Annotated in this window: 21 protein-coding genes; 16 read left to right on the top strand and 5 right to left on the bottom strand. The window is 72.4% G+C overall.

The genetic code is table 11. The annotated features are described in order from the left end of the window. Positions 1–22: 22 nt before the first annotated feature. Positions 23–640 (bottom strand): DUF4142 domain-containing protein, encoded by a 618-nt coding sequence (locus tag ACFYUV_RS17985; RefSeq protein ID WP_387669707.1) that lies wholly within the window; start codon positions 638–640, stop codon positions 23–25. Between the two features lie 88 nt (positions 641–728). Between ACFYUV_RS17985 and ACFYUV_RS17980 the strand changes: the two genes are divergently transcribed. From ACFYUV_RS17980 to ACFYUV_RS17960, 5 genes are all read left to right on the top strand, one after another. Next, positions 729–1,262 (top strand): carboxymuconolactone decarboxylase family protein, encoded by a 534-nt coding sequence (locus tag ACFYUV_RS17980; RefSeq protein WP_387669706.1) that lies wholly within the window; start codon positions 729–731, stop codon positions 1,260–1,262. 80 nt (positions 1,263–1,342) lie between these two features. Continuing rightward, positions 1,343–1,747, top strand: coding sequence for a nuclear transport factor 2 family protein (locus ACFYUV_RS17975; protein WP_387669705.1), 405 nt, complete (start codon positions 1,343–1,345; stop codon positions 1,745–1,747). A gap of 109 nt (positions 1,748–1,856) precedes the next feature. Further along, the gene (locus ACFYUV_RS17970; RefSeq protein WP_387669703.1) at positions 1,857–2,513 is read left to right on the top strand and encodes a CBS domain-containing protein; all 657 of its coding nucleotides are present in this window, start codon (positions 1,857–1,859) and stop codon (positions 2,511–2,513) included. An 89-nt stretch (positions 2,514–2,602) separates the two neighbouring features. Then, positions 2,603–4,273: a GAF domain-containing protein gene (locus ACFYUV_RS17965; RefSeq protein ID WP_387669701.1), complete on the top strand. Its 1,671-nt coding sequence runs from the start codon at positions 2,603–2,605 to the stop codon at positions 4,271–4,273. 151 nt (positions 4,274–4,424) lie between these two features. Further along, positions 4,425–5,648, top strand: coding sequence for an MFS transporter (locus ACFYUV_RS17960; protein ID WP_364342520.1), 1,224 nt, complete (start codon positions 4,425–4,427; stop codon positions 5,646–5,648). 134 nt (positions 5,649–5,782) lie between these two features. Here the strand turns inward: ACFYUV_RS17960 and ACFYUV_RS17955 are convergent, their stop codons facing one another. Together ACFYUV_RS17955 and ACFYUV_RS17950 are read right to left on the bottom strand one after the other, a co-directional pair. Beyond that, positions 5,783–6,190 carry a pyridoxamine 5'-phosphate oxidase family protein gene (locus ACFYUV_RS17955; protein WP_387669698.1) on the bottom strand — a complete coding sequence of 136 codons (408 nt, stop codon included), beginning with the start codon at positions 6,188–6,190 and terminating at the stop codon, positions 5,783–5,785. A gap of 65 nt (positions 6,191–6,255) precedes the next feature. Then, entirely contained in the window at positions 6,256–6,897 is a 642-nt protein-coding gene (locus tag ACFYUV_RS17950; RefSeq protein WP_352351499.1) for a response regulator transcription factor, read from the bottom strand. 187 nt (positions 6,898–7,084) lie between these two features. Here ACFYUV_RS17950 and ACFYUV_RS17945 point away from each other — a divergent pair, with 187 nt between their 5' ends. From ACFYUV_RS17945 to ACFYUV_RS17925, 5 genes are read left to right on the top strand one after another with little or no spacing between them, the layout of a single operon-like run. Next, positions 7,085–10,738 (top strand): nitrate reductase subunit alpha, encoded by a 3,654-nt coding sequence (locus tag ACFYUV_RS17945; RefSeq protein ID WP_387670369.1) that lies wholly within the window; start codon positions 7,085–7,087, stop codon positions 10,736–10,738. Then, the gene (gene narH / locus ACFYUV_RS17940; protein WP_387669696.1) at positions 10,738–12,288 is read left to right on the top strand and encodes a nitrate reductase subunit beta; all 1,551 of its coding nucleotides are present in this window, start codon (positions 10,738–10,740) and stop codon (positions 12,286–12,288) included. Before ACFYUV_RS17945 ends, narH begins: the two co-directional genes overlap by 1 nt. Next, positions 12,285–12,947 carry a nitrate reductase molybdenum cofactor assembly chaperone gene (gene narJ / locus ACFYUV_RS17935; RefSeq protein ID WP_387669694.1) on the top strand — a complete coding sequence of 221 codons (663 nt, stop codon included), beginning with the start codon at positions 12,285–12,287 and terminating at the stop codon, positions 12,945–12,947. The genes narH and narJ overlap by 4 nt, the downstream gene beginning before the upstream one ends. Further along, positions 12,944–13,633, top strand: a complete 690-nt coding sequence (gene narI, locus ACFYUV_RS17930; protein WP_387669693.1) for a respiratory nitrate reductase subunit gamma — start codon at positions 12,944–12,946, stop codon at positions 13,631–13,633. Before narJ ends, narI begins: the two co-directional genes overlap by 4 nt. A 32-nt stretch (positions 13,634–13,665) precedes the next feature. Next, positions 13,666–14,520, top strand: coding sequence for a universal stress protein (locus ACFYUV_RS17925; protein ID WP_387669691.1), 855 nt, complete (start codon positions 13,666–13,668; stop codon positions 14,518–14,520). Between the two features lie 19 nt (positions 14,521–14,539). Here ACFYUV_RS17925 and ACFYUV_RS17920 read toward each other — a convergent pair whose 3' ends face one another. Next, positions 14,540–15,187: a pyridoxamine 5'-phosphate oxidase family protein gene (locus ACFYUV_RS17920; RefSeq protein ID WP_387669689.1), complete on the bottom strand. Its 648-nt coding sequence runs from the start codon at positions 15,185–15,187 to the stop codon at positions 14,540–14,542. Between the two features lie 156 nt (positions 15,188–15,343). On the opposite strand from ACFYUV_RS17920, the gene ACFYUV_RS17915 reads away from it, so the two are divergent. Together ACFYUV_RS17915 and cydB are read left to right on the top strand one after the other, a co-directional pair. Further along, on the top strand, positions 15,344–16,717 hold the full coding sequence (locus ACFYUV_RS17915) for a cytochrome ubiquinol oxidase subunit I (protein WP_352326394.1): 1,374 nt from the start codon (positions 15,344–15,346) through the stop codon (positions 16,715–16,717). A gap of 7 nt (positions 16,718–16,724) precedes the next feature. Further along, positions 16,725–17,693 (top strand): cytochrome d ubiquinol oxidase subunit II, encoded by a 969-nt coding sequence (cydB, locus tag ACFYUV_RS17910; protein WP_387669687.1) that lies wholly within the window; start codon positions 16,725–16,727, stop codon positions 17,691–17,693. Positions 17,694–17,723: 30 nt separating this feature from the next. On the opposite strand, the gene ACFYUV_RS17905 is transcribed toward cydB, so the two are convergent. Beyond that, complete coding sequence (locus tag ACFYUV_RS17905; RefSeq protein WP_387669685.1) at positions 17,724–18,599, bottom strand: SGNH/GDSL hydrolase family protein; 876 nt, start codon at positions 18,597–18,599, stop codon at positions 17,724–17,726. Between the two features lie 267 nt (positions 18,600–18,866). Here ACFYUV_RS17905 and ACFYUV_RS17900 point away from each other — a divergent pair, with 267 nt between their 5' ends. The 4 genes from ACFYUV_RS17900 (at position 18,867) to ACFYUV_RS17885 (ending at position 23,099) form a co-directional block, all read left to right on the top strand. After that, on the top strand, positions 18,867–19,934 hold the full coding sequence (locus ACFYUV_RS17900; protein ID WP_387669684.1) for a LacI family DNA-binding transcriptional regulator: 1,068 nt from the start codon (positions 18,867–18,869) through the stop codon (positions 19,932–19,934). A gap of 109 nt (positions 19,935–20,043) precedes the next feature. After that, entirely contained in the window at positions 20,044–21,306 is a 1,263-nt protein-coding gene (locus ACFYUV_RS17895; RefSeq protein ID WP_387669682.1) for an extracellular solute-binding protein, read from the top strand. Positions 21,307–21,309: 3 nt separating this feature from the next. After that, positions 21,310–22,272: a sugar ABC transporter permease gene (locus tag ACFYUV_RS17890; protein ID WP_364342554.1), complete on the top strand. Its 963-nt coding sequence runs from the start codon at positions 21,310–21,312 to the stop codon at positions 22,270–22,272. Beyond that, the gene (locus ACFYUV_RS17885) at positions 22,269–23,099 is read left to right on the top strand and encodes a carbohydrate ABC transporter permease (protein WP_352351481.1); all 831 of its coding nucleotides are present in this window, start codon (positions 22,269–22,271) and stop codon (positions 23,097–23,099) included. The genes ACFYUV_RS17890 and ACFYUV_RS17885 overlap by 4 nt, the downstream gene beginning before the upstream one ends. Positions 23,100–23,107: the final 8 nt, after the last annotated feature.

Below are 23,107 nucleotides of genomic sequence, written 5' to 3'. Positions count from 1 at the left end.
CGCGCTTCCAGGGGCCGGCAGGTCAGGAGGTGGGCGGGGCGGGGGACGGGAGCGGGGGCTCGGGGAGCTGGTTGTGGTTCACCAGGCCGGTCGATTCGAGGTACGTCATGTGGCGCATGACGAAGTTGATGCCTTCCTGGGCGAACTTGCGGATCTCGGCGTTCCTGGTCCCGGCCCGGACGAGCGCCAGGGTGCCGAAGACCTTGCCGTGCGCGGCGCGCAGCAGGTTCGCGTAGTCCTGGTCGAAGGCCGGGCCGCTCTCGGCCGCGAGCTGGGCCAGCCAGCGCTGCTGGTCGGGGTTGGGCTCGTCGGGCAGGGCGACGCCGAGTCTGGCCGCCGTGTCGCGGGTCATCTGGTCCAGCTTCTGGTGCTCGCCCATGATCTGCTTGCCGACCTGCTTGACGCGCTGCGACTGGGCGCGGGTGGCGGCGTACTCGCCCGCGGGCATCTCCCACAGGCCCGCCTGCCGCACCTTGATCAGCAGGTCCACGTCGGCGGCCGAGAGGGGGCCCGAGGGCGTGAGGGTCCGTTGCGCGTCCGCGGGGTCGATCGACGGAGGCAGGATCAGCAGGATCGTCGCCGCCGCCGCCGCGACGAAGCCGCCCAGCATGAACATCTCACCGCGCAAGAGCCTGTGCATGCTCGAAGGTACGCGGGCCCGCCGGATCCGGTTCAACGGATCCGGGACAGGTTTCCTGCATACCCCCCATGGGTATAGAGTGCGCCGTATGAGACGTCTTGAACCGCTCGTTCCCGAGAAGGCCCCTGAGAAGTCCCGTCAGATCCTGGACGACATCGTCGCCAGGCACGGCGGGGTGGGTGACATGGTGTCCACGATGGCCCACTCGCCCGCCTTGCTCCAGGGATATCTGGACTTCTCGCGGGCGATGAAGCGGGTGAAGATCCCGCGCGCGCTCAGCGAGAAGATCTCCCTGGCCGTGCAGGAGTGGATCGGCTGCGGCACGTGCCTGGCCGCGCACACCGAGGGGGCGCTGGCCGCCGGGCTGAGCGAGGCCGACGTAGCGCTGGCCCGCCAGGGCACCTCGGCCGACGCGCGGGAGGCCGCCCTGATCGCGGTGGCGGTGCGGGTGCTGGTCGAGCCGTCGTCCATCACCGACGAGGAGGTGGCGGGGCTGCGCTCCCTCGGCTGGAGCGACCGGGTGATCGCCGAGGTCGTCGGCCTGGTCTCGCTCAACCTGCTGACCGGGGCGTTCAACCTGCTCGTGGGGAACCAGCCGGAAGAGGAGCAGGCCAGGGGTTAGCTCGTGATGTACTGGCCCATGGCGATCGGCGTGCGACCGGCCCCGGTTCCCGCACGCCCCGGCGACGGATGGAGGACGACATGACCGCGCACGAACCGGCGGCATCCCCGCAGCGGCACCACCGGGCCCACGCCGACGCGATCGACGCCTTCATCGCCGCCGCCAACGCCGACGACCCCGACCACCGCTCCGCGCTGCTCAGCCGTGCCCTCGCCGCCGACGTGGTGTTCTGGGGGCCGCTCGGCCGCGGGTCCGGCCGGGGCGCGGTGGCCGACTTCGTCACCGAGGTGGTGCAGGGCTACCGGGCCGGCGGCTGCCGCATGGTGCGGACGACGTCCGTCGACGCGCCGCACGAGTGGGCCAGGTTCGGCTGGCGCTTCGAGGGGCCCGACGGCGCCACCGTCCTGTCGGGCACCGACATGGTGCACCTCACCGCCGCCGGCGACATCGACGAGATCGTGGTCTTCGCCGGCCCGCTGCACTGACACCCGCTCCCGCCGTCCAGGACCTAAGCCCCTCGCCCGCGGGACGTTCGCCGCTGCCGCCACCGCCCCCCGGCGAGGGACCGTGGAGGCGGAAAGCGAGGTGGCGATCATGTCGATCGAGGTCAAGGACGTCATGGGACGCGTGGCGATCGCGGTGCTGGAGCACGCGTCGTTCGCCGACATCGTGGCGGCGATGAAGCGGTACGCGGTGGGCGCGGTCACCGTGATCGACGCCGACCGGCGGCCGGTGGGCGTGGTGTCGGAGGACGACCTGCTGCTCAAGGAGACCGGCCGGGCCCGGCACGCCGTCTCCGTCCTCGACTCGCGGGCGCGGCGGCAGGAGCACCGCAAGGCCGCCGCCGTCACCGCCGCGGAGCTGATGACGTCGCCGGCGGTCACGGTCACCCCGGGCATGCCGGTGCGCGAGGCGGCCAGGATCATGCACGCCCGGCGGATCAGGCAGCTCCCGGTGATCGACCCGGTCACCGGACGCGTCGTCGGCACCCTGCACCAGCGCGACGTGCTGCGCGTCTTCACCCGCCCGGCCGCCGAGCTGGAGGCGGACGTCAGGGCCGTGCTCCCGCCGGACGGCACGTTCGCGGTCACGGTCGACGCCGGCGTGGTCACGATCACCGGCCGGGTGGCGACCCGCGCACGGGCCGCCGCGCTGACGGAGGCGGTCCGGGCGGTGGAGGGCGTCGTCGACGTCGTGACCGAGCTCGACCGCGACCGGGACGACCTGGTCACCGTCCCGCCGCTGCTGTAGAGGCGGACGGGCCCGGCGGGCTGATTCCGGCGGCGAGGGCACTTGCTGGGACACTGAACGGTATGTCGGAAAGTGAGCAGCGTAGCCTGATGCCCCAGATGCGGCTCGACGAGCTGCTGGCCGAGCTGCAGACTAGGCTCAACGCCGTCCTCGCCACCCGTGACCGGGTGCACGCGCTGCTGGAGGCCGTCGTCTCGGTGGGCAGCGACCTCGACCTGGAGACCGTGCTGCGGCGGATCGTCGAGACGGCCACCAAGCTGGTGGACGCCAGCTACGGGGCGCTCGGCGTGGTCGGCGAGGAGCAGACGCTCGTCCAGTTCATCCCGGTGGGGCTGAGCGAGGAGGAGATCGCCCGGATCGAGCACTGGCCGCACGGGCTGGGCCTGCTCGGCCTGCTGATCAAGGACGCCCGTCCGCTGCGGCTGGGCCGCATCTCCGACCACCCCGAGTCCTACGGCTTCCCGCCCGGCCACCCGCCGATGGGCACCTTCCTCGGCGTCCCGGTGCGGGTGCGCGACGAGGTGTTCGGCAACCTCTACCTGACCGAGAAACGCGGCGGCGGCGACTTCGACGAGGAGGACGAGGCCATCGTGATCGCGCTGGCCACCGCCGCCGGCGTCGCCGTGGAGAACGCCCGCCTGTACGAGGAGTCGCGCCGGCGCGAGACCTGGCTGCAGGCGTCCTCGGAGATCACCACCAGTCTGCTGTCCGGCGCCGGCTCGCGCGAGGTGCTCACCACCATGGCGGCGCGGGCCCGCCAGATGACCGACGCCGACCTGGTCCAGGTGCTGCTGCCCGACCCGTCGGGCGGCACGCTGACCGTCGACGTGGCCGAGGGCGAGGGCGCCGACGAACTGCTGGGGATGGCGTTCGACGTCTCGGCCACCCTGGCGGGGGAGGCGTTCACGCACGCCGAGCCCAGGTCCGAACGCGACCTGCCGGGCGCGCCCTACCCCGACTCGCCGCTGCGGCGGCTGGGCTACGGCCCCGGCCTGATGGTGCCGCTGGGCGCCGCCCCCCGCGTGCGCGGCGTGCTCATGCTGGCCAAGCGCGGCGGGCGGCTGCCGTTCAGCGGGGCCGACCAGCAGATGCTGGAGTCGTTCGCGGGGCAGGCGGCGATCGCGCTGGAGCTGGCCGAGGCCCGCCGCGACGCCGAACGGCTCGGCCTGCTGGAGGACCGCGACCGCATCGCCAAGGACCTGCACGACGTCGTCATCCAGCGGCTGTTCGCCACGGCCATGACGCTGATGAGCACCGTCCGGCTGGTCGAGCGGCCGGAGGCGGGCAAACGGCTCCAGCACGCCATCGACGAGCTGGACGAGACCATCCGGCAGATCCGCTCGTCCATCTTCGCCCTCCAGGCCCCGCGCGAGGACGCCGCGCCGAGCCTGCGCACGAAGATCGTCGACCTGGTGGAGGGGGCGGGCGCGCACCTGGGGTTCATGCCCGGCCTGCGGATGGAGGGCCAGATCGACACCCTGGTGCCCGACCAGGTGGCCGGGCACCTGCTCGCCGTCCTGCGCGAGGCGCTGTCCAACGTGGTGCGCCACTCCCACGCCACCCGGGCCGAGGTCTCCATCGAGGTCGCCGGCGGCCGGCTCACCCTCGTCGTCGGCGACAACGGCGTCGGCGTGGGGGACGGCGGGCGGCGCAGCGGCCTGCGCAACATCGAGGAACGCGCCGCCGACCTCGGCGGGGCCGCCGAGCTGGAGACGCCGGAGGAGGGCGGCACCCGCCTGCGCTGGCACGTCCCGCTGTGACGGCCGCCCCTCGCGCGTCCTAAGTCCCGGGAGGTCGGGACCTTCGTCCATACCCCGCGTCATGCCCGCTGAGCTGTGATGGGACGGCAAAGCCAGGTGATCGCGGCCATCCAGGCCGCGATCACCTCCGCATGAACCACGTGAGGAAGACATGACGAACGCACCGGCCACCACCCCCGGCCGCAGCCCGGCGTTGATGCTCACCCTGGCGACCCTGGGCTTCGCGGTGAACTTCTGGGCCTGGGCCCTGCTCAGTCCGCTCGGGCCGCGTTTCAAGGAGCTGCTCGGGTTGTCGGCCGGGCAGCAGGCGCTGCTGGTGGCCGTCCCGGTCATCGTGGGGTCGCTGGGCCGCATCCCGGTCGGCGCGCTCACCGACAGGTTCGGCGGGCGGGTGATGTTCCCGCTGGTCTCGGCGGCCACCATCGTCCCCGTCCTGTTCATCGGCCTGTTCGGGCAGACGTCGATGGTCTCGCTGCTGATCGGCGGGTTCTTCCTCGGCGTCGGCGGCACCGTGTTCGCCGTCGGGGTGCCGTTCGTCAACGCCTGGTTCCCGCCGAACCGGCGCGGCCTGGCGGTCGGGATCTTCGGCGCCGGGATGGGCGGCACCGCGATCAGCGCGCTGACCACCGTCCCGCTGGTCCGCGCGGGCGGCGCCGCCGTGCCGTTCCTCATCACCGCCGTCGTGCTGGCCGCGTACGCGGTCGTGGCGTGGCTGGTGCTGCGCGACGCGCCCGGCCGTGCCGTCGTCACCCAGCCGCTGGGCGCGCGCATGGCCGCCGCGCTCAGGCTGCCGATCACCTGGCAGGCGTGCGTGTTGTACGCGGTCGCCTTCGGCGGTTACGTCGCCTTCTCGGTCTACCTGCCCGCCTACCTGCAGACCGGTTACGGGCTGGAGCAGGCCGACGCCGCCAACCGGATGGCCGGGTTCGTCGTGCTGGCCGTGCTGGCCCGGCCGATCGGCGGCTGGCTGTCGGACCGCGTCGGCCCGGTGCCCGTGCTGACCGGCGTCTTCGTCGTCACCGCCGGCACGGCGGCCGTGCAGGCGCTCACCCCCGGCCTGATGCCGGTCGGCACGATCGCGTTCCTGACCATGGCCGCCGCGCTCGGCGCCGGCAGCGGCGCCACCTTCGCGCTGGTCGCGCAGGTCGCCCCGGCCGACAAGGTCGGCACGGTCACCGGCCTGGTCGGCGCCGCCGGTGGGCTCGGCGGGTTCGTCCCGCCGCTGGTGATGGGCTTCCTGTACGGCCGGCTCGGCTCGTACGGCCTCGGCCTGGCCCTGCTGGCGGTCACCGCCGTGGTGACGCTGGCCCTGACGGTGACCGCGGTCCGCGCGCTGGCCGCCCGCCGCGTGGCCGGCCCGGCCGGCTCGCGCTGACCGCACCCCACGCAAAGGCGCCGACCGCACCCCACGCAAAGGCGCCGACCGCACCCCACGCAAAGGCGCCGACCGCACCCCACGCAAAGGCGGGGCCCGGCCGTCCGGCCGGGCCCCGCGCATTTGACGGTACGTCAGCCGGCGATCCGGCGGCCGGACAGCTGCTCGGCGTCGACCACGATGTAGTGGTCGCGGCTGCCCGGAGCCCACGGGGACAGGGGCAGCGCGGCCAGCCGGGCCGTCTCGGCCGGATCGGTCACCGCCCTCGCGTGCCCGACCGCCGTCACCGACCAGCCGGTGCGCATCGCGGGATCGAACTCGTCGGCCTCGAACGCCACCACGGCCTGCCGGGTGGCCGCGGCCAGCTTCGACCCGATCGAGGTGCGGATGACGACGCGCTCTCCGTCGAGGCAGAAGTTGACCGGCTGCACGGCCGGCAGGGCGCGATCGGTGAAGACGATCCGCCCGATCGGCGTGGACGACAGCAGGCGCAGGCACTCCTCACGAGAGAGCACCTGGAGCCCGGACGAGTCGAGTTGCATGCCTCTCAGCCTCCCACCAGGCACGTTCCCGGTGTCAGAGGCGAAAGTCCCGACGCGGGGGACGCTCAGTCGCGACGGTCGGCCCGCAACCGCGCCGACAGCGCGGCGGCCTGCGTGCGGCGCTGCATGTTGAGCTTGGCCAGCAGGTTGGACACGTAGTTCTTGACCGTCTTCTCGGCCAGGAACATGCGCTCGCCGATCTGCCGGTTGGTCAGCCCCTCGCCGATCAGGTCGAGGATGTTCCGCTCCTGCTCCGACAGCGCCGCCAGCGGGTCCTGCCGGGCGGCCTGGTCGCGCAGCCGCTGCAACATGGCGGCGGTGGTCTGCGGGTCGAGCAGCGACTGGCCGGAGGCCACCGTGCGCACCGCGCCGACCAGGTCGGAGCCGTGGATCTGCTTGAGCACGTAGCCCGAGGCGCCGGCCATCACCGCGTCGAACAGGGCGTCGTCGTCGGCGAACGAGGTCAGCATGAGGCAGGCCAGCCCCGGCAGCTTGGAACGCACCTCCCGGCACACGTCGACGCCGTTGCCGTCGGGCAGGCGCACGTCGAGCACCGCGACGTCGGGCTTCAGCGCCGGGATGCGGGCGATCGCCGACTCGGCGGTCCCGGCCTCGCCGATCACCTCGATGTCGTCCTCGGAGCCCAGCAGGGCGGCCACGCCACGCCGCACGACCTCGTGATCGTCGAGAAGGAACACACGAATCATGCCTCCGACGCTACCGCCTCCCGTCACCCGGAAGTAGGGACCAAGGTCCCGGACGCCGGTCGTGGGCCCATCGGCCGGTACGAAGGGACTTTGGTCCCTGCCGGGAGCGCCCGCCCGCCCACCAGCCTGGATCCATGACCGTTGTGGCAGGGGAAGAGTTGTGAGCGACATAGACGCGATCCCGGGCATGGGGCCGTTGCTGGCGGCCAGGAAGTTCTTCACCAGGGCGGAGGTGTCGGCCGACGGCCGTACCCTGCACCAGGTCGATCCCGGCGCCTGGGACCGCTTCTACCGGGACCGGTGGGCGCACGACAAGGTGGTGCGCTCGACGCACGGCGTGAACTGCACGGGCTCGTGCTCCTGGCAGGTGTTCGTCAAGGACGGCCTGATCACGTGGGAGCACCAGGCCACCGACTACCCGTCGGTCGGCCCGGAGTCGCCCGAGTACGAGCCGCGCGGCTGTCCCCGTGGCGCGTCCTTCTCCTGGTACACCTACTCTCCCTCGCGGGTGCGCTACCCGTACGTGCGCGGGGTGCTGCTGGAGATGTGGCGCGAGGCCAAGGCCAGGCTGGGCGACCCCGTGCTGGCGTGGGCGGAGCTGACCGGCGACCCGGAGCGCGCGCGGGCCTACAAGCGGGCCCGCGGCAAGGGCGGGTTCGTCCGGTCGAGCTGGGACGAGGTCCTGGAGCTCATGGCCGCCGCCCACGTGCACACCATCAAGGAGCACGGCCCCGACCGGGTGGTGGGCTTCTCGCCGATCCCGGCGATGTCGATGGCCTCGTTCGCGGCCGGCACCCGCTTCCTGTCGATGATCGGCGGCACGCTGCTGTCGTTCTACGACTGGTACGCCGACCTGCCGATCGCCTCGCCGCAGGTGTGGGGCGACCAGACCGACGTGCCCGAGGCGGCCGACTGGTGGAACTCCCGCTACCTGATCATGTGGGGCTCCAACATCCCGGTCACCCGCACCCCGGACGCCCACTTCATGACCGAGGCCCGCTACCAGGGCACCAAGGTCGTCGCGGTCAGCCCGGACTACGCCGACAACGTCAAGTTCGCCGACGACTGGCTCGCGCCGCACCCCGGCACCGACGGCGCCCTGGCCATGGCGATGGGCCACGTGACGCTGACCGAGTTCTTCCGCGACCGCCAGGTGCCGTACTTCACCGACTACGTGCGCAAGTACACCGACCTGCCGTTCCTGGTGACGCTGGAGCCGCGCGGCGACGCGTACGTGCCGCGCCGCTTCCTGACCGCGGCCGACCTGGGCCAGGAGAGCGAGAACGCCGAGTTCAAGACCGTCTTCCTGGACGAGGCGACCGGCGCCGCGCAGGTGCCGAACGGCTCGCTCGGCCACCGCTGGGGCAAGGAGGGCGAGGGCCGCTGGAACCTCGACCTGGACGGCGCCGTCCCCGCGCTGACCCTGCTCGGCCGGTCCGGGCGCGCGGTCGAGGTGGACCTGCCGCGCTTCGACGAGGGCCCCACCGAGGGCGGCTCGGTCATGCGCCGCGGCGTCCCGGTCACCGAGCTGGCCGGCAAGCTCGTCACGACGGTGTTCGACCTGCTCATGGCCCAGTACGGCGTGGCCCGCGACCTGCCCGGCGAATGGCCGGCGAGCTACGAGGACGCCACGCAGCCCTACACCCCGGCCTGGGCGGAGGAGATCACCTCGGTCCCGGCCGCCACGATCGCCAGGATCGCCCGCGAGTTCGCCCGCAACGCCGAGCGCACCCAGGGCCGGTCGATGATCGCGATGGGCGCCGGCACCAACCACTGGTTCCACTCCGACCAGATCTACCGCTCGTTCCTGACGCTGGTGCTGCTGACCGGCTGCCAGGGCGTCAACGGCGGCGGCTGGGCGCACTACGTGGGCCAGGAGAAGGTCCGCCCGGTCACCGGCTTCCAGCACCTGGCCTTCGGCTTCGACTGGCAGCGCCCGACCCGGCACATGGCCGGCACCGCGTTCTGGTACCTGGCCACCGACCAGTGGCGCTACGAGCGCATCGGGGCCGGCGAGCTGGCCAGCCCGCTGGGCGAGGGCAGGTTCGCGGGCCGCTCGTTCGCCGACTGCAACGCCCAGGCGGCCCGGCTGGGCTGGCTGCCCTCGCACCCGACGTTCGACCGCAACCCGCTCAAGCTCGCCGACGAGGCCGCCGCGCGCGGCGTCCCGGTGGCCGAGCACGTGGTGGACGAGCTGAAGGCGGGGCGGCTGCGCTTCGCCGCCGAGGACCCGGGCGACCCGGCCAACTTCCCGCGGGTGCTGACCGTGTGGCGGGCCAACCTGCTCGGCTCGTCCGGCAAGGGCAACGAGTACTTCCTGCGCCACCTGCTCGGCGCCGACGCCGAGGCGCGCAACGAGGAGACGCCCGAGGGGCTGCGCCCGGCCGAGGTGACCTGGCGGGAGAACGCCGCGGAGGGCAAGCTCGACCTGCTGACGACGATCGACTTCCGGATGACGTCCACGGCGCTGTTCTCCGACGTCGTCCTGCCCGCCGCCACCTGGTACGAGAAGCACGACCTGTCCAGCACCGACATGCACCCGTTCGTGCACGCCTTCAACCCGGCCATCGCCCCGCCCTGGCAGACCAGGTCCGACCACGACGCCTTCCTCGGGCTGGCCGACGCCTTCTCCAAGCTCGCCGCCCGCCACCTGGGCCGGCGCACCGACGTGCTGGCCGTCCCGCTCACCCACGACACCCCGGACGAGCTGGCCCAGCCGGGCGGCCGGGTGCGCGACTGGAAGCACGGCGAGTGCGAGCCCGTCCCGGGCCGGACGATGCCCAAGATCGTCACGGTCGAGCGCGACTACGGCGCGGTCGCCGAGCGCGTCCGCGGGATCGGGCCGCTCTTCGCCGACCTGGGCCTGACCACCAAGGGGATCACCTACCGGGTGGGCCCCGAGCTGGACCACCTGCGTGAGCAGAACGGCGAGACCCCCGAGGGCCACATCTCCCTGGGCACCGCCGACCGGATGTGCGAGGCCATCCTCGCGCTGTCCGGCACCACCAACGGCCGCCTGGCCACCCAGGGCTTCCAGACCATGGAGAAGCGCACCGGGACCAGGCTCGCCGACCTGGCCGCCGAGCACGAGGGCAAGCGCATCACGTTCGCCGACACGCGGTCGAGACCGCAGCCGGTGATCACCTCGCCCGAGTGGTCGGGCTCGGAGACCGGCGGGCGCCGCTACTCCGCGTTCGTCATCAACGTCGAACGCGACAAGCCATGGCACACCCTGACCGGCCGGCAGCAGTTCTTCCTCGACCACGACTGGATCATCGAGCTGGGCGAGCAGCTTCCCGCCTACCGGCCGCCGCTCGACCTGCGCCGCCACCACGGCGACCAGCGCGACGGGCAGGCTGACGGGCAGGCTGACGGGCAGGGCGCCGAGGTCACCGTCCGGTACCTGACGCCGCACTCGAAGTGGTCGATCCACTCGGAGTACCAGGACAACGCGTACATGCTGGCCCTGTCGCGGGGCGGGCCGACGATCTGGATGAGCGTCGAGGACGCCGCCTCGATCGGGGCCGCCGACAACGACTGGATCGAGGCGTACAACCGCAACGGCGTGGTCGTGGCCAGGGCGGTCGTCTCCCACCGGATGCCGGCCGGGACCGTGTACATGTACCACGCCAAGGACCGCAACGTGAACGTCCCGCTCACCGAGCGGTCGGGCCGGCGCGGCGGCGTGCACAACTCCCTCACCCGGCTGCTGCTCAAGCCCAGCCACCTGATCGGCGGGTACGCGCAGTTCACCTACGCCTTCAACTACTACGGGCCGACCGGCAACCAGCGTGACGAGATCACGGTGATCCGCCGCCGCGGCCAGGAGGTGACCTACTGATGCGCGTCATGGCACAGGTCGCCATGGTGATGAACCTGGACAAGTGCATCGGCTGCCACACCTGTTCCGTCACCTGCAAGCAGACCTGGACGAACCGGGACGGCGTCGAGTACGTCTGGTTCAACAACGTCGAGACCAAGCCCGGCGTCGGCTACCCCAAGCGGTACGAGGACCAGGAACGCTGGCACGGCGGCTGGCAGCTCGACGGGCGCGGCCGGCTCAAGCTGCGCGCGGGCGGCCGGGTCAAGCGGCTGCTCAGCCTGTTCTCCAACCCCGACCTGCCGGACCTGGACGACTACTACGAGCCGGCCACCTACGACTACGACACCCTGCTCAACGCCCCCGCCGGGCCGCACGTGCCGGTCATCCGTCCCAAGTCGGCCATCACCGGCAAGGACATGAACATCACGTGGGGCGCCAACTGGGAGGACGACCTCGGCGGCGCCCCCGAGCACGCCCACGGCGACCCCAACCTGGCGGCCATGGCCGAGAAGGTGCGCATGGAGTTCGACCAGACCTTCATGTTCCACCTGCCGCGCATCTGCGAGCACTGCCTCAACCCGGCGTGCGTGGCCGCCTGCCCCTCCGGCGCGATGTACAAGCGGGAGGAGGACGGCATCGTCCTGGTGGACCAGGACCGCTGCCGCGGCTGGCGCATGTGCGTCTCGTCGTGCCCGTACAAGAAGGTGTACGTCAACCACAGGACCGGCAAGGCCGAGAAGTGCACGTTCTGCTTCCCCCGCATCGAGGCGGGACAGCCGACCGTGTGCGCCGAGACCTGCGTGGGCCGGCTGCGCTACATCGGCCTCGTCCTGTACGACGCCGACGCCGTGCTCGCCGCCGCCCGCGTGCCCGACCCGCGCGACCTGCTGGAGGCACAGCGCAAGGTCTTCCTCGACCCCGACGACCCGCAGGTGGCCGCTGCCGCGCGGGCCTGCGGGATCAGCGAGGACTGGATCGAGGCCGCGCGGCGCTCGCCGATCTACCGGCTGGCCATGCGCTACCGGGTGGCGCTGCCGCTGCACCCGGAGTACCGCACGCTGCCGATGGTCTGGTACATCCCGCCGCTGTCGCCGGTGCTCGACGCCGTGACCGGGGCCGGCGCGGACGCCGACGACCCCGACAACGTCTTCCACGCCATCACTGACCTGCGCATCCCGCTGGAGTACCTGGCCGGGCTGTTCAGCGCCGGGGACACCGAGGTGGTGGCCGGGGTGCTGATGAAGCTGTCGGCGATGCGCGGCTACATGCGGGCCCGCACCCTCGACGGCACCGTGGCCGGGGACCTGCTGGAGTCGGCCGGGATGACGGCGCGGGACATGGAGGAGATGTACCGCCTGCTGGCCGTCGCCAAGTACGAGGAGCGCTACGTCGTGCCCGCCGCCCACCGCGAGGACGCCGCCGCGTTGTCGGCCCAGGCCGCCGGGTGCAGCCTGGACGGCGACGGCGGCCCCGGGATGAGCGGGTTCCACCCGACCGGCGTGACCGGCCGCCGCAGCGACGGACGCCTGGGGCTGAAGCTGTTCACCGGCAAGGGGCCGGCGTCATGAGACTGCTGCCCGCCCCCGACGCCGTCGTCGAACGGCCGCAGGACCGCGCCGCGCTGCTCCGGCTGGTCTCGCTGCTGCTGCAGTACCCGGACGCCGGGCTGCTGGCCGCCCGCCCCGAGCTGCGCGCGGCCGTCGCCGCGCTGCCCGACGGGCATCCGCGCCAGGCGCTGGAGCAGTTCCTGTGGTGGTTCGGCGACCGGCAGCCGATGCCGCTGGCCCGCCACTACGTCGAGACCTTCGACCTGCGCCGCAGGTCCAGCCTCTACCTCACCTACTACCTGCACGGCGACACCCGCCGCCGGGGCATGGCCCTGCTGACGCTCAAGCAGCGCTACCGCGTGGCCGGGCTCACCCCGCCCGAGGGCGAGCTGCCCGACTTCCTGCCGGTGGTGTGCGAGTTCGCCGCGCTGGCCGGGCCGGACGTGGGGGAGGCGCCGCTGCGCCAGCACCGCAAGGGGCTGGAGCTCATCCGCACCGCCCTGCACGAGGCCGGCTCGCCGTACGCGCTCGTGCTGGACGCCCTGTGCGCGGTGCTGCCCGGCATGTCGGAGGCCGAGCGGGCCGCGGTGGCCGACCTCGCCCTGGCCGGCCCGCCCGCCGAGGAGGTCGGCCTGGCCCCGTACGGGCCGCCGCTGAACGAGAGTGAGGTACGGCCGTGAGCGTCGTGCTCTGGGCGATCGTCCCCTACGTCGCCTTGACGATCTTCGTCGCCGGGCACGTCTGGCGCTGGCGGGTGGACCAGTTCGGCTGGACCACCCGTACCACGCAGGTGCTGGAGAGCAGGCTGCTGCGGCTCGGCTCGCCGCTGTTCCACCTGGGCGCGTTCGCGGCCATCGGCGGTCACGTGCTCGGCCTGCTCGTCCCCAAGAGCTGGACCGAGGCGGTCGGCGTGGACGAGCACCTCTACCACCTGGTGTCGGTCAGCGCCGGGACCGTGGCCGGGGTCATGGTCGTCGCGGGCCTGACGCTGCTGCTGGCCCGGCGCCTGACCAGCCCGCGGGTGCGGCGCACCACCACCCGCGCCGACAGGGTGCTGTTCACCGTGCTGGCCGGGGTGATCGTGCTCGGCATGGCCGCGACCGTGGGCAGCAACCTGCTCGGCGGCGGTTACGACTACCGGGCCACGATCGCCGTCTGGTTCCGGGGCGTGCTGACCTTCCGTCCCGACCCGCGGCTGATGGCCGACGTGCCGCTGCTGTTCCAGCTGCACGCGATGTCGGCCTGGCTGCTCGCCGCGATCTGGCCGTTCACCCGGCTGGTGCACGTGTGGTCGGCGCCGGTGGCCTACCTGTGGCGGCCCTACGTCGTCTACCGGCGGCGCGTGCCCGTCCGGCCGCGGACCTGACGACACGAGGAATCCCAGGGAAGGAGAGCGTGATGGGCGGTCAGATCGTGGTGGCGGTGGACGGATCCGCGCCCGCGACCGCGGCGGTGGAATGGGCGGCGGCCGACGCCGCGCGGCGCGGGCTGGACCTGCGCATCGTGCACGTGCGCCGGCCCGGCGGGACGGACGACCCCGCCCGCGTGCTGGAGGCCGCCGCCGCCCTGGCCGGGCAGGCCATCCCGGCCGCCCTGGCCGGGCAGGCCGGACGGGACGGGGAGGCCGTGCGGGTAGGGGTGACGACGGAGGCGGTCGCCGGGAACGTCGTGGACACCCTGGTCGCGGAGTCGCTCGCGGCCGACAGCGTGGTGCTGGGCGCGCGCGGGCTCGGCGGGTTCACCGGCATGCAGGCCGGGTCGGTGAGCGTCGCCGTGGCCGGGCACGCCGCCGGCCCGGTCGTCGTCGTCCGGACGCCGCCGCAGGGGCGGCACGACCGGGTGGTGGTCGGCTTCGACGGCTCCGGGCACGCGCGCACGGCCATGGAGTACGCCGTCGAGCAGGCCAGGGCGCGCCGGGCGCGGCTGCACGTGGTCTCGGCCTGGCAGATCCCGGTCTCCTCGCCGTACGCCGCCGCCTACGGCAGCCTCATCGAGGTCATGCAGGACGCCGACCGCCAGGCGCACGGGCACGTCGTCCCGTGGCGGCAGGCCAACCCCGACCTGGTCATCACCGAGGAACAGCCGTGCGAGCACCCGGTCTCCGCCCTGGTCCGCGCCGCCGGGACGGCCGACCTGGTGGTGGTGGGCTCGCGCGGGCTCGGCGGCTTCGCCTCGGCCGTGCTGGGCTCGGTCGGCCACGGGGTGCTGCACCACGCGGCCTGCCCGGTGGCGGTCGTCCGGCCGCGCTTCTAGCCTCCGGGGCCGGCCCCCCTCACATGGAGTGGATGCGGCGGCCGGTGACGTGGTGGGGGACGATCCGGATGTGCAGCCGCCGGTCGCCGCCCGCCCACGGGGTGACGTCCGACGCGGCCTGTTCGTCGGGGGTCACGTGGTGGGCGGGCCCCTGCACGAGCACGCTCCAGCCCTGCCGCCGGGCCTCGTCGATCCGGTCCACCTCGAAGCCCACCATGACCTCGACGCCCTCCAGGCCGGTCCGCAGGTCCTGGTCGAGCGGGCCGCCCGCGGCGGTGCGGAAGACGATGGCGCCGTCGTGCACCCGGAAGTTGACGGGCAGCACCGTCGGCCCGTGCGAGCCGTTGAACGCGATCCGGCCGATGCCGCCGGGCGCGATCAGGCGCAGGCACTCCTCGCGGTCGAGGACCTCCAGGACGGGCTCGGCCATCGCGGGCCCGACGCCCGGCGGACGGTCGCGCCCGCCGCCCAGCAGGTCCTGGCCGGTCGTCCCGAGCGCGTCGGCCAGGCGGTTCAGGGTTCCCCTGTCGGGGATGTCCACGTGCTCCTCCATGTACCGGAGGTAGCCGGCGGACATGTCCGCCCGCTCCGCCACCTGCTCGACGGTGAGCCCCAGCCGCTGCCGGTGGTACTGGATGCGGTGGCCGAAGTCGCCGGTCTCTGTCACTGTCTCCTCCTGCCGCTGCGTCCCCATGCGTGTCACAGCCTTCCAGGCACCCCGTACCCCGGACAGGGTCCTTCGCCCCTTCATGGGACCAACGTCCCTCGCCCCCGGGACGCACGGCCCTACGGCGCGGCGGCCGGGAAGAGGAGCCTGGCCTGCATGGATGTCCTGGATCTCTCCCGGTGGCAGTTCGGCATCACGACCGTCTACCACTTCCTCTTCGTGCCGCTCACGATCGGCCTGTCGATCATCGTGGCCGGTCTGCAGACGGCGTGGCACCGGACGAAGAAGCCGGAGTACCTGCGGCTGACCCGGTTCTGGGGCCGGCTGTTCCTGATCAACTTCGCCATGGGCGTGGTGACGGGCATCGTGCAGGAGTTCCAGTTCGGGATGAACTGGAGTGACTACTCCCGCTTCGTCGGCGACGTGTTCGGGGCGCCGCTGGCCATGGAGGGGCTGATGGCCTTCTTCCTGGAGTCCACCTTCCTCGGCCTGTGGATCTTCGGCTGGGACCGGCTGTCGCCCCGCCTGCACCTGGCCACGATCTGGCTGGCCGCCATCGGCACCAACATCTCGGCCTACTTCATCCTGGCGGCCAACTCCTGGATGCAGCACCCCGTCGGCTACCGGATCAACAACGGCCGCGCCGAGCTGACCGACATCTGGGCCGTGCTGACCAACTCGACCACGCTGGTCACCTTCCCGCACGTCCTGTTCGGGGCGTTCCTGACCGCGGCCGCGTTCGTGCTGGGCGTCAGCGCCTGGTTCCTGCTGCGCAAGCGGGACGTCTCCCTCTTTCGCACCTCGGCCCGGCTGGCGCTGGCCGTCAGCCTGGTCTCGGCGGTCGGGGTGTCGTTCTCCGGCCACTGGCAGGCCCAGATCATGACCGAGCAGCAGCCGATGAAGATGGCCGCCGCCGAGGCCCTGTGGGAGGACGAGACCTCCGCCGGCTTCTCCCTGTTCGCCATCGGCGACGTCGAGAACGGCCGCAACCACGTCAACCTGCAGATCCCCTACGGCCTGAGCCTGCTGTCCACCAACACCCTGGACGGCGAGGTCGAGGGCATCAACGACATCCAGGCCCGCTACCAGGCCCTGTACGGCCCCGGCGACTACCGGCCGATCGTCGGCCTGGCCTACTGGTCCTTCCGGCTGATGATCGGGTTCGGCATGCTGTCGGCGCTGCTCGCCCTGGCCGGGCTCTGGCTGACCAGGCGCGGCCGGCTGCCCGCGGGCCGCTGGGCCTACCGGCTGGCCATCGCCGGGATCGGCCTGCCGTTCCTGGCCAACAGCATGGGCTGGATCTTCACCGAGATGGGCCGCCAGCCGTGGACCGTCTTCGGGCTGATGCGCACCGCCTACGCCGTCTCGCCGACGGCGGACGTCCCCTCGGTGGCCATCACGCTGGTCGGCTTCACCCTGGCCTACGCCGTGCTCGCGATCATCGAGATCCGGCTGCTGGTCAAGTTCATCCGGATCGGGCCGAACGAGCAGGACGAGCCCGAGACCGCCGTCCCCGCGCTGAGCTACTGAGGAAATCATGGAAAACGTCTGGTTCGTCCTGATCGCCGTGCTGTGGACCGGCTACTTCCTGCTGGAGGGCTTCGACTTCGGCGTCGGCATCCTGATGCCCGTCCTGAGCCGTGAGGAGGCCGACCGGCGGGCCGTCCTGAAGACGATCGGCCCGGTGTGGGACGGCAACGAGGTGTGGCTGCTGGTGGCCGGCGGCGCGACCTTCGCCGCCTTCCCCGAGTGGTACGCCACCCTGTTCAGCGGCTTCTACCTGCCGCTGTTCCTCATCCTGCTGGCGCTCATCGCCCGCGGCGTGGCCCTGGAGTACCGCAGCAAGAGCGACAGCACGCGCGGCTGGGACCGGGCGCTGTTCTGGGGCTCGCTCGTCCCGGCCTTCCTGTGGGGGGTGGCGTTCGCCAACATCGTGCGCGGTGTGCCGTTGAACGCCGAGCACGAGTACACCGGCACGCTGCTGACCCTGCTCAACCCGTTCGCGCTGCTCGGCGGGCTGGCCACGCTGCTGCTGTTCACCCTGCACGGCGCGGTCTTCCTGGCCCTGCGCACCACCGGCGACCTGCGCCTGGCCGCCGGCCGGATGGCCAAGAGCATCTCCCCGGCGGCGTTCCTGGTCGTGATGGCGTTCCTGCTGCTCTCGGACGGCGGCGGCGCGCTGCGGTGGGCCGCGGTGGCGCTGGTCGCGCTCGGCCTGGCCGGCGCGGTGGCCGCGACCGTGCGCGGCCGTGACGGGTGGGCCTTCACCGCCAGCGCGGTCGCCGTGGTCGCCCTGGTGGCCGCGATCTTCACCGGCCTGTTCCCGAACGTCATGCCCGCCCTGGACCCGGCCAACAGCCTCACCGTGACCAACGCGGCCTCCAGCCCGTACACGCTGACGGTGATGACCTGGGTCGCGGCCGTCTTCACGCCCCTGGTGCTGGCCTACCAGGCGTGGACGTACTGGGTGTTCCGCCGCCGCATCACCGGCGCCGTCCGAACCTGACGGCCATCAGGATCCGCGGCGGCGGCGCCGTCAGCGCCGGGCGGCGTCCACCGCGGTCAGCACGGCGGTGGACATGGCCTGGTGGCCCGAGGCGTTGGGGTGGAGTCCCACCGAGTCCACGCCCTCCATCGGCTCCATCCACCGGACGCCGAGGGGCTTGCACAGGTCGTGGCCCACCGAGCCGGTGTAGGTGTCGACGAATCGGGCGCCGCCCGCCGCGGCGCGGGTGGCGAGCATGGTGTTGAGGCGCTTCTCCACGTCCCGCAGCCAGGGTGCGTCACCCTTGGCGATGGGGACGGTCGCATAGCAGTTGCTCCCGTCGTCCGGCATGATGACCGGATAGCCGACGACGAGGACGTCCGCGCCGGGGGAGCGCCGCCTGATCTCCTGGAGCACGGCGTCGATCTTGTCGCCGGTGGCGGCGATGCGCCCGGCGAGCTGGTCGATGCCGGCCAGGGTGTAGCTGGCCTTGCACGGCGAGCCGCCGGGGTCGAGCCTGCCGAGGATGACGCAGCGGCCGATGATGCCGCTGACGTTGATGTCGTTGCCGCCGATCCCCAGCGTGACCAGGTCCGTCTCCGGGCGGAGCGCGTCCAGCTGGGGCGGGGCCGCGCCCTGCGCGCCGGTCATGTTCGCCGTGGTCGCGCCGGCGCAGCTGACGTCCGTGAAAGCGGCGACGGTCCGCGCGGCCGCGGTCAGGGTCGGGTAGTTGCGGTCGGAACGGCCGCAGTCGGCGTCCGTCTGATTCGGGATTCCCGGGCCTGCGGTGTAGGAGTCGCCGAGGGCCACATAGTGGCCGACGGCGGTGTCACGGGCGGAGGCGTGCGCGGCCGGCGTCGCCAGGAGCGAGGAGACGGCCGCCGTGACGGCCGCCGCTGAGAGTGTGAGGGACTTCTTCCCGAACATGGGGCACCTTCTCTGGAGGGGGGTGAGGGCGGGGGCCGGCGCGGCGGCGGAGGTGAACGCCGCGCACGCAGGGCGAACCCGCGGCGCGCAGCCATTTCCTACCAGGTGGTTAGTTTTACCGGGCGCGGGCGTCCCGTCAAGATCCCGGTCGTCTCCGGTACGCGTACGAGCGTGGTGATCACCGGCCGGGCCCGGCGCGTAGGGTGGTGACCCGAAGCGGATACGATCCGTTCGCAGGCGACGCCGGGAAGGGCGGGTGATGGTCCGGTGGCGCAGAGGGCGACCGTCTACGACGTCGCTGAGCGGGCAGGCGTCTCCATCGCGACGGTCTCGCACACCTTCCGGCAGCCGGAGCGGGTTCGCCCGGAGACGCGCGAGCTGGTCCTGCAGGCCGCGCGGGCCCTCGGCTACGTGCCCAGCGGCAGCGCGCGCGGGCTCGCCAAGGGCCGCTCCCAGGCGCTCGGCCTGTACGCCTTCGACATGTTCCTGCCCGCCGACCTCGGCGCCCAGGACCTCGACGCCATGGTGGCCCGGGAGCTCGACGGCCTCGGTGACGTGCGGCGATTCCCGCTCTACGTCGACGAGATCCAGCGCGGGTTCGAGCTGGAGGCCCAGCGGCTGGGCCGCCCGGTGATGCTCGGGTCGGGGGCCAGCCGCGACTCGCTGGGCAGCTTCGACCTGGCCGGCAGCGTCGACGGCCTGGCGATCTTCCCGGGCGGCGCGGCGCGCGACCTGCTGGAGCACGTGGGACGCGGCGTGCCCGTGGTGATCTTCAGCAGCCCGCCCATGCACGACCCGCTGCACCACATCACGGTGGCCAACGAGAGCGCGGTGCGCGAGCTCGTCGATCACCTGGTCGAGCGGCACGGCCGCCGGTCTCCCGCGTTCCTCGGCGAGCCGGCCGCGCCCGACATCGCCGCCCGGTTCGCCGGGTTCCAGGCGGCGCTGGCCGCGCACGGGCTGCCGGTCCCCGAGGAGCCGTTCGACACCACCGCGCTGGCCCAGGACAGCCTGCGCTCGTTGCGCGCCGCCATCGCGGCCGGCGACGTGCCGGACGCCCTGGTCTGCGCCACCGACCAGCTCGCGCTCACCGTGCTGGACCTGCTGGCCCGGCACGGCGTCCGGGTGCCGGACGACGTCGCGATCACCGGCTTCGACGGGATCGTCGCCGGGCGGCTGTCGAACCCGACGCTGACCACGGTCCGCCAGCCGTTCGCCTCGATGGGGCGGCTCGCGGTGCGCATCCTGACCGACACCGCGGCGGGGGTGTCCCACCCCAGGTCGTACGTGCTGCCGACGCGCCTGGTGCTCGGCCGCAGCTGCGGCTGCTCCTGACGAAGTTTTGTCTCAATTGCGCATTGGGGCTGGATTTCTGGCGAGTTAAGCGCATAAATTCTCAGCCGTTCGGGGGAGGCAACACAGGCCGACAGGAAAGGAACTGGCCGTGCGACACAGATCAACAGTGGCGGCCCTGGCCGCGATCGCCGTTGCGGCGGCGCTCACCGCGTGCGGCCGGGCCGACGAGGGCGCCGGACGGGCCCAGCCGTCCTCCAGCGTCGCGGCCAAGGCCGCCGGCGCGATCACGATGTGGGCGATGGGCAACGAGGGCGAGCTCCTGCCCGAGTTCGTGAAGAAGTTCGAGGCCGCCAACCCGGGGGTCAAGGTCGACGTGACCGCCATCCCCTGGGACTCGGCCTACCAGAAGTTCCAGACCGCCATCGCCGCCGGGAACGTTCCAGACCTGGCCATGATGCCCGGCCTGCCGGTGTTCAAGGACGCCTTCGCGCCCGTGCCCGCGGCCATCGACACGGCGGGCATGTACCCGGGAGCCGTCTCGACGGGAACCATCGGCGGCCGGCTGCTGGAGGTGCCGTGGTACGTCGACGTCCGGGCGCTCTACTACCGGACGGACCTCGCCCGCAAGGCCGGCTGGGACAAGCCCCCCGCCACCTGGGACGAGCTGCGGCGGATGGCGGCCGACCTGCAGCGCAAGGCCGGTGCGAAGTGGGGCATCCGGCTGCCCGCGGGCACGACCGGATCGTTCCTGTCCTCGCTCTGGATGCCGTGGTCCAACGGCGCGGAGCTGATGAACGCCGACCAGTCCTCGTGGACGCTCGACACGCCGGAGTTCGCCTCGGCGTACGAGTACCTGGCGTCGTACTTCAAGCAGCGCATCGCCGATCCGAACGCCGACACGGCGCCCGCCGCCGCGGTGAAGGACTTCCTGACCGGCACGACGCCGATGCTCGTCGCCGGTCCCTTCCTGCGCGGCGCCATCTCCCAGGCCGGCGGGGACGCGTTCGCGGGCAAGTACGCGACCGCGCCGCTTCCGGCGGGGAAGAGCTCGACCTCGTTCGTCGGCGGCGCGAACCTCGTGGTCTTCAAGGCCGCCAAGAACCCCGATTCCGCCTGGAAGCTCGTCCAGTGGCTCAGCGAGCCGCAGACCCAGGCGGCCTGGTACAAGGTCAGCGGCGACCTGCCGGCGCCCCGGAGCGCGTGGCAGGATCCGGCGCTGGTCGCCGACCCGACGCTCGCCGCGTTCGCCGAGCAGCTCAAGACGGCCAAGGCGCCGCCGCAGCTCGTCGCCTTCGACAAGGTCGGCGCGGCGGGCGACTCCGCGATCGAGCAGATCATCAAGGGCGGCCGCCCGGTGGCGGACACGCTGCGCAAGCTCCAGCAGCAGGCCGACGGCATCGGGGTGTCCTGAGCGGTGTCGAACCCCATGTCGCCCACCGCCCCCGGACGGGCGCGCGCCTCCCGTGACGTGCGCGCCCGCCGGGCCGGGGGAGCCAACTCCGAACGCCGGCGCCGGCAGACGACGGTCGCCTGGCTGTTCGCCGCGCCGTTCGTCGTCGTCTTCGCGGTGTTCATGGTCCTGCCGATCGCCGGTTCGATCGGCTTCTCCTTCACGGACCTGACCGCGCGGGACATCCAGTCGCCCTTCAACGTGAACTTCGTGGGCCTCCAGCAGTACGCGGACGTCCTCACGGATCCGGAGTTCCAGAACGCCGCCGGGGTGACGGCGCTGTTCGTCCTCGTCGGCATCCCCGCCACGGTGGCGCTCGGGCTGGGGCTGGCGCTGGCGCTCAACTCGGGCGTCCGCCGGCTCAGGCCGGTCTACCGCGTCGCCTTCTACGCCCCGGTGGTCACGAGCGTTGTCGCGGTCTCGGTCATCTGGCGTCACATCCTCGCCCGGGACGGGCTGCTCAACATGGTCCTCGCCCTGGTCGGCGTCGAGGGGCCGGACTGGCTGAACAGCACCACCTGGGCGCTGCCCTCGTTGATCCTGATGGCCGTCTGGCGCAACACCGGGACCCTCATGGTGATCTTCCTGGCCGGGCTGCAGGCCGTCCCGGCCGACGTCGCGGAGGCGGCGGCGATGGACGGCGCCGGGCCCTGGCGCCGCCTGCGCAGCATCACGCTCCCGCTGCTGCGCCCCACGATCCTGCTGGGCTGCGTGCTCATCTCGGTCGGCTACCTGCAGTTCTTCGAGGAGGCGTTCGTGATGACGCAGGGCGGGCCGCTCGGCTCCACCTTGTCCATGACGTACTACACGTTCAACGCCTTCGGCTTCGGCGACTTCGCCAAGGCGTCCGCGGCGAGCTACATCATGTTCGTCGTCATCGCGGCGGTCGGCGTCCTGCAGTTCCGCCTGCTCAGGAGGGCCACATGACCCAGCAGGGACGCCTGACGGCGCGCTCGCTCAGCTACGTGGTGCTGACCGCCGGCGTGGTGGTGTGGCTCGCGCCGTTCGCCTGGATGGTGCTGGGCGCGTTCAAGACGCAGGACGAGATCTTCGCCGACCCCCCGACGTGGTGGCCGCACTCGCCCACCGGCGGGAACTTCGCCCGCTGGCTCACCGAGCTGCACTTCGGCACCTTCTTCGGCAACAGCCTGGTCGTCGCCGTGCTCACCGTGCTCGGCAACCTGCTTTTCTGCTCGATGGTCGGCTACGCGCTGGCCAAGATGGACTTCGCCGGGAAGCGCGTCCTGCTCGGCGTCGTGCTGGTGACCATCATGGTGCCCGGCGTGGTGACCTTCGTCCCGCTGTTCGTGATCGTCGCGAAGATGGGCATCCTCGACACGTACGGGGCCCTGGTGCTGCCGTTCCTCACGCAGCCCGTGGGCGTCTTCCTGATGCGCCAGTTCATGCTGGACATCCCCGACTCGCTGCTGGAGGCCGCCCGCATCGACGGCGCCTCCGAGACGAGGATCTTCACCCGGGTCGTGCTGCCGCTGTGCGGCCCCGCGCTGGCCACCCTCGGCATCCTCACCTTCCTCGGCTCCTGGAACAACTTCCTGTGGCCGCTCGTGGCGAGCCAGACCGAGTCGATGTACACCCTGCCGGTCGCGCTCTCGCTCTACTCCACCGGCCAGTACGCGACCGACTACGGCACGCTGCTCGCCGGGGCCGTGCTGATCATCACGCCGATCCTCGCGCTCTTCGTGTCCCTGCAGCGCTACTTCGTGCAGGGCATCGCCACCATGGGCCTCAAATGACCACACCT

This window comes from Nonomuraea sp. NPDC003560, from assembly GCF_042878785.1.
GTDB lineage: Bacteria > Actinomycetota > Actinomycetes > Streptosporangiales > Streptosporangiaceae > Nonomuraea.
The sequence above is the reverse complement of the archived record's forward strand: the minus strand, read 5'-3'. Positions and strand labels throughout refer to the sequence as shown.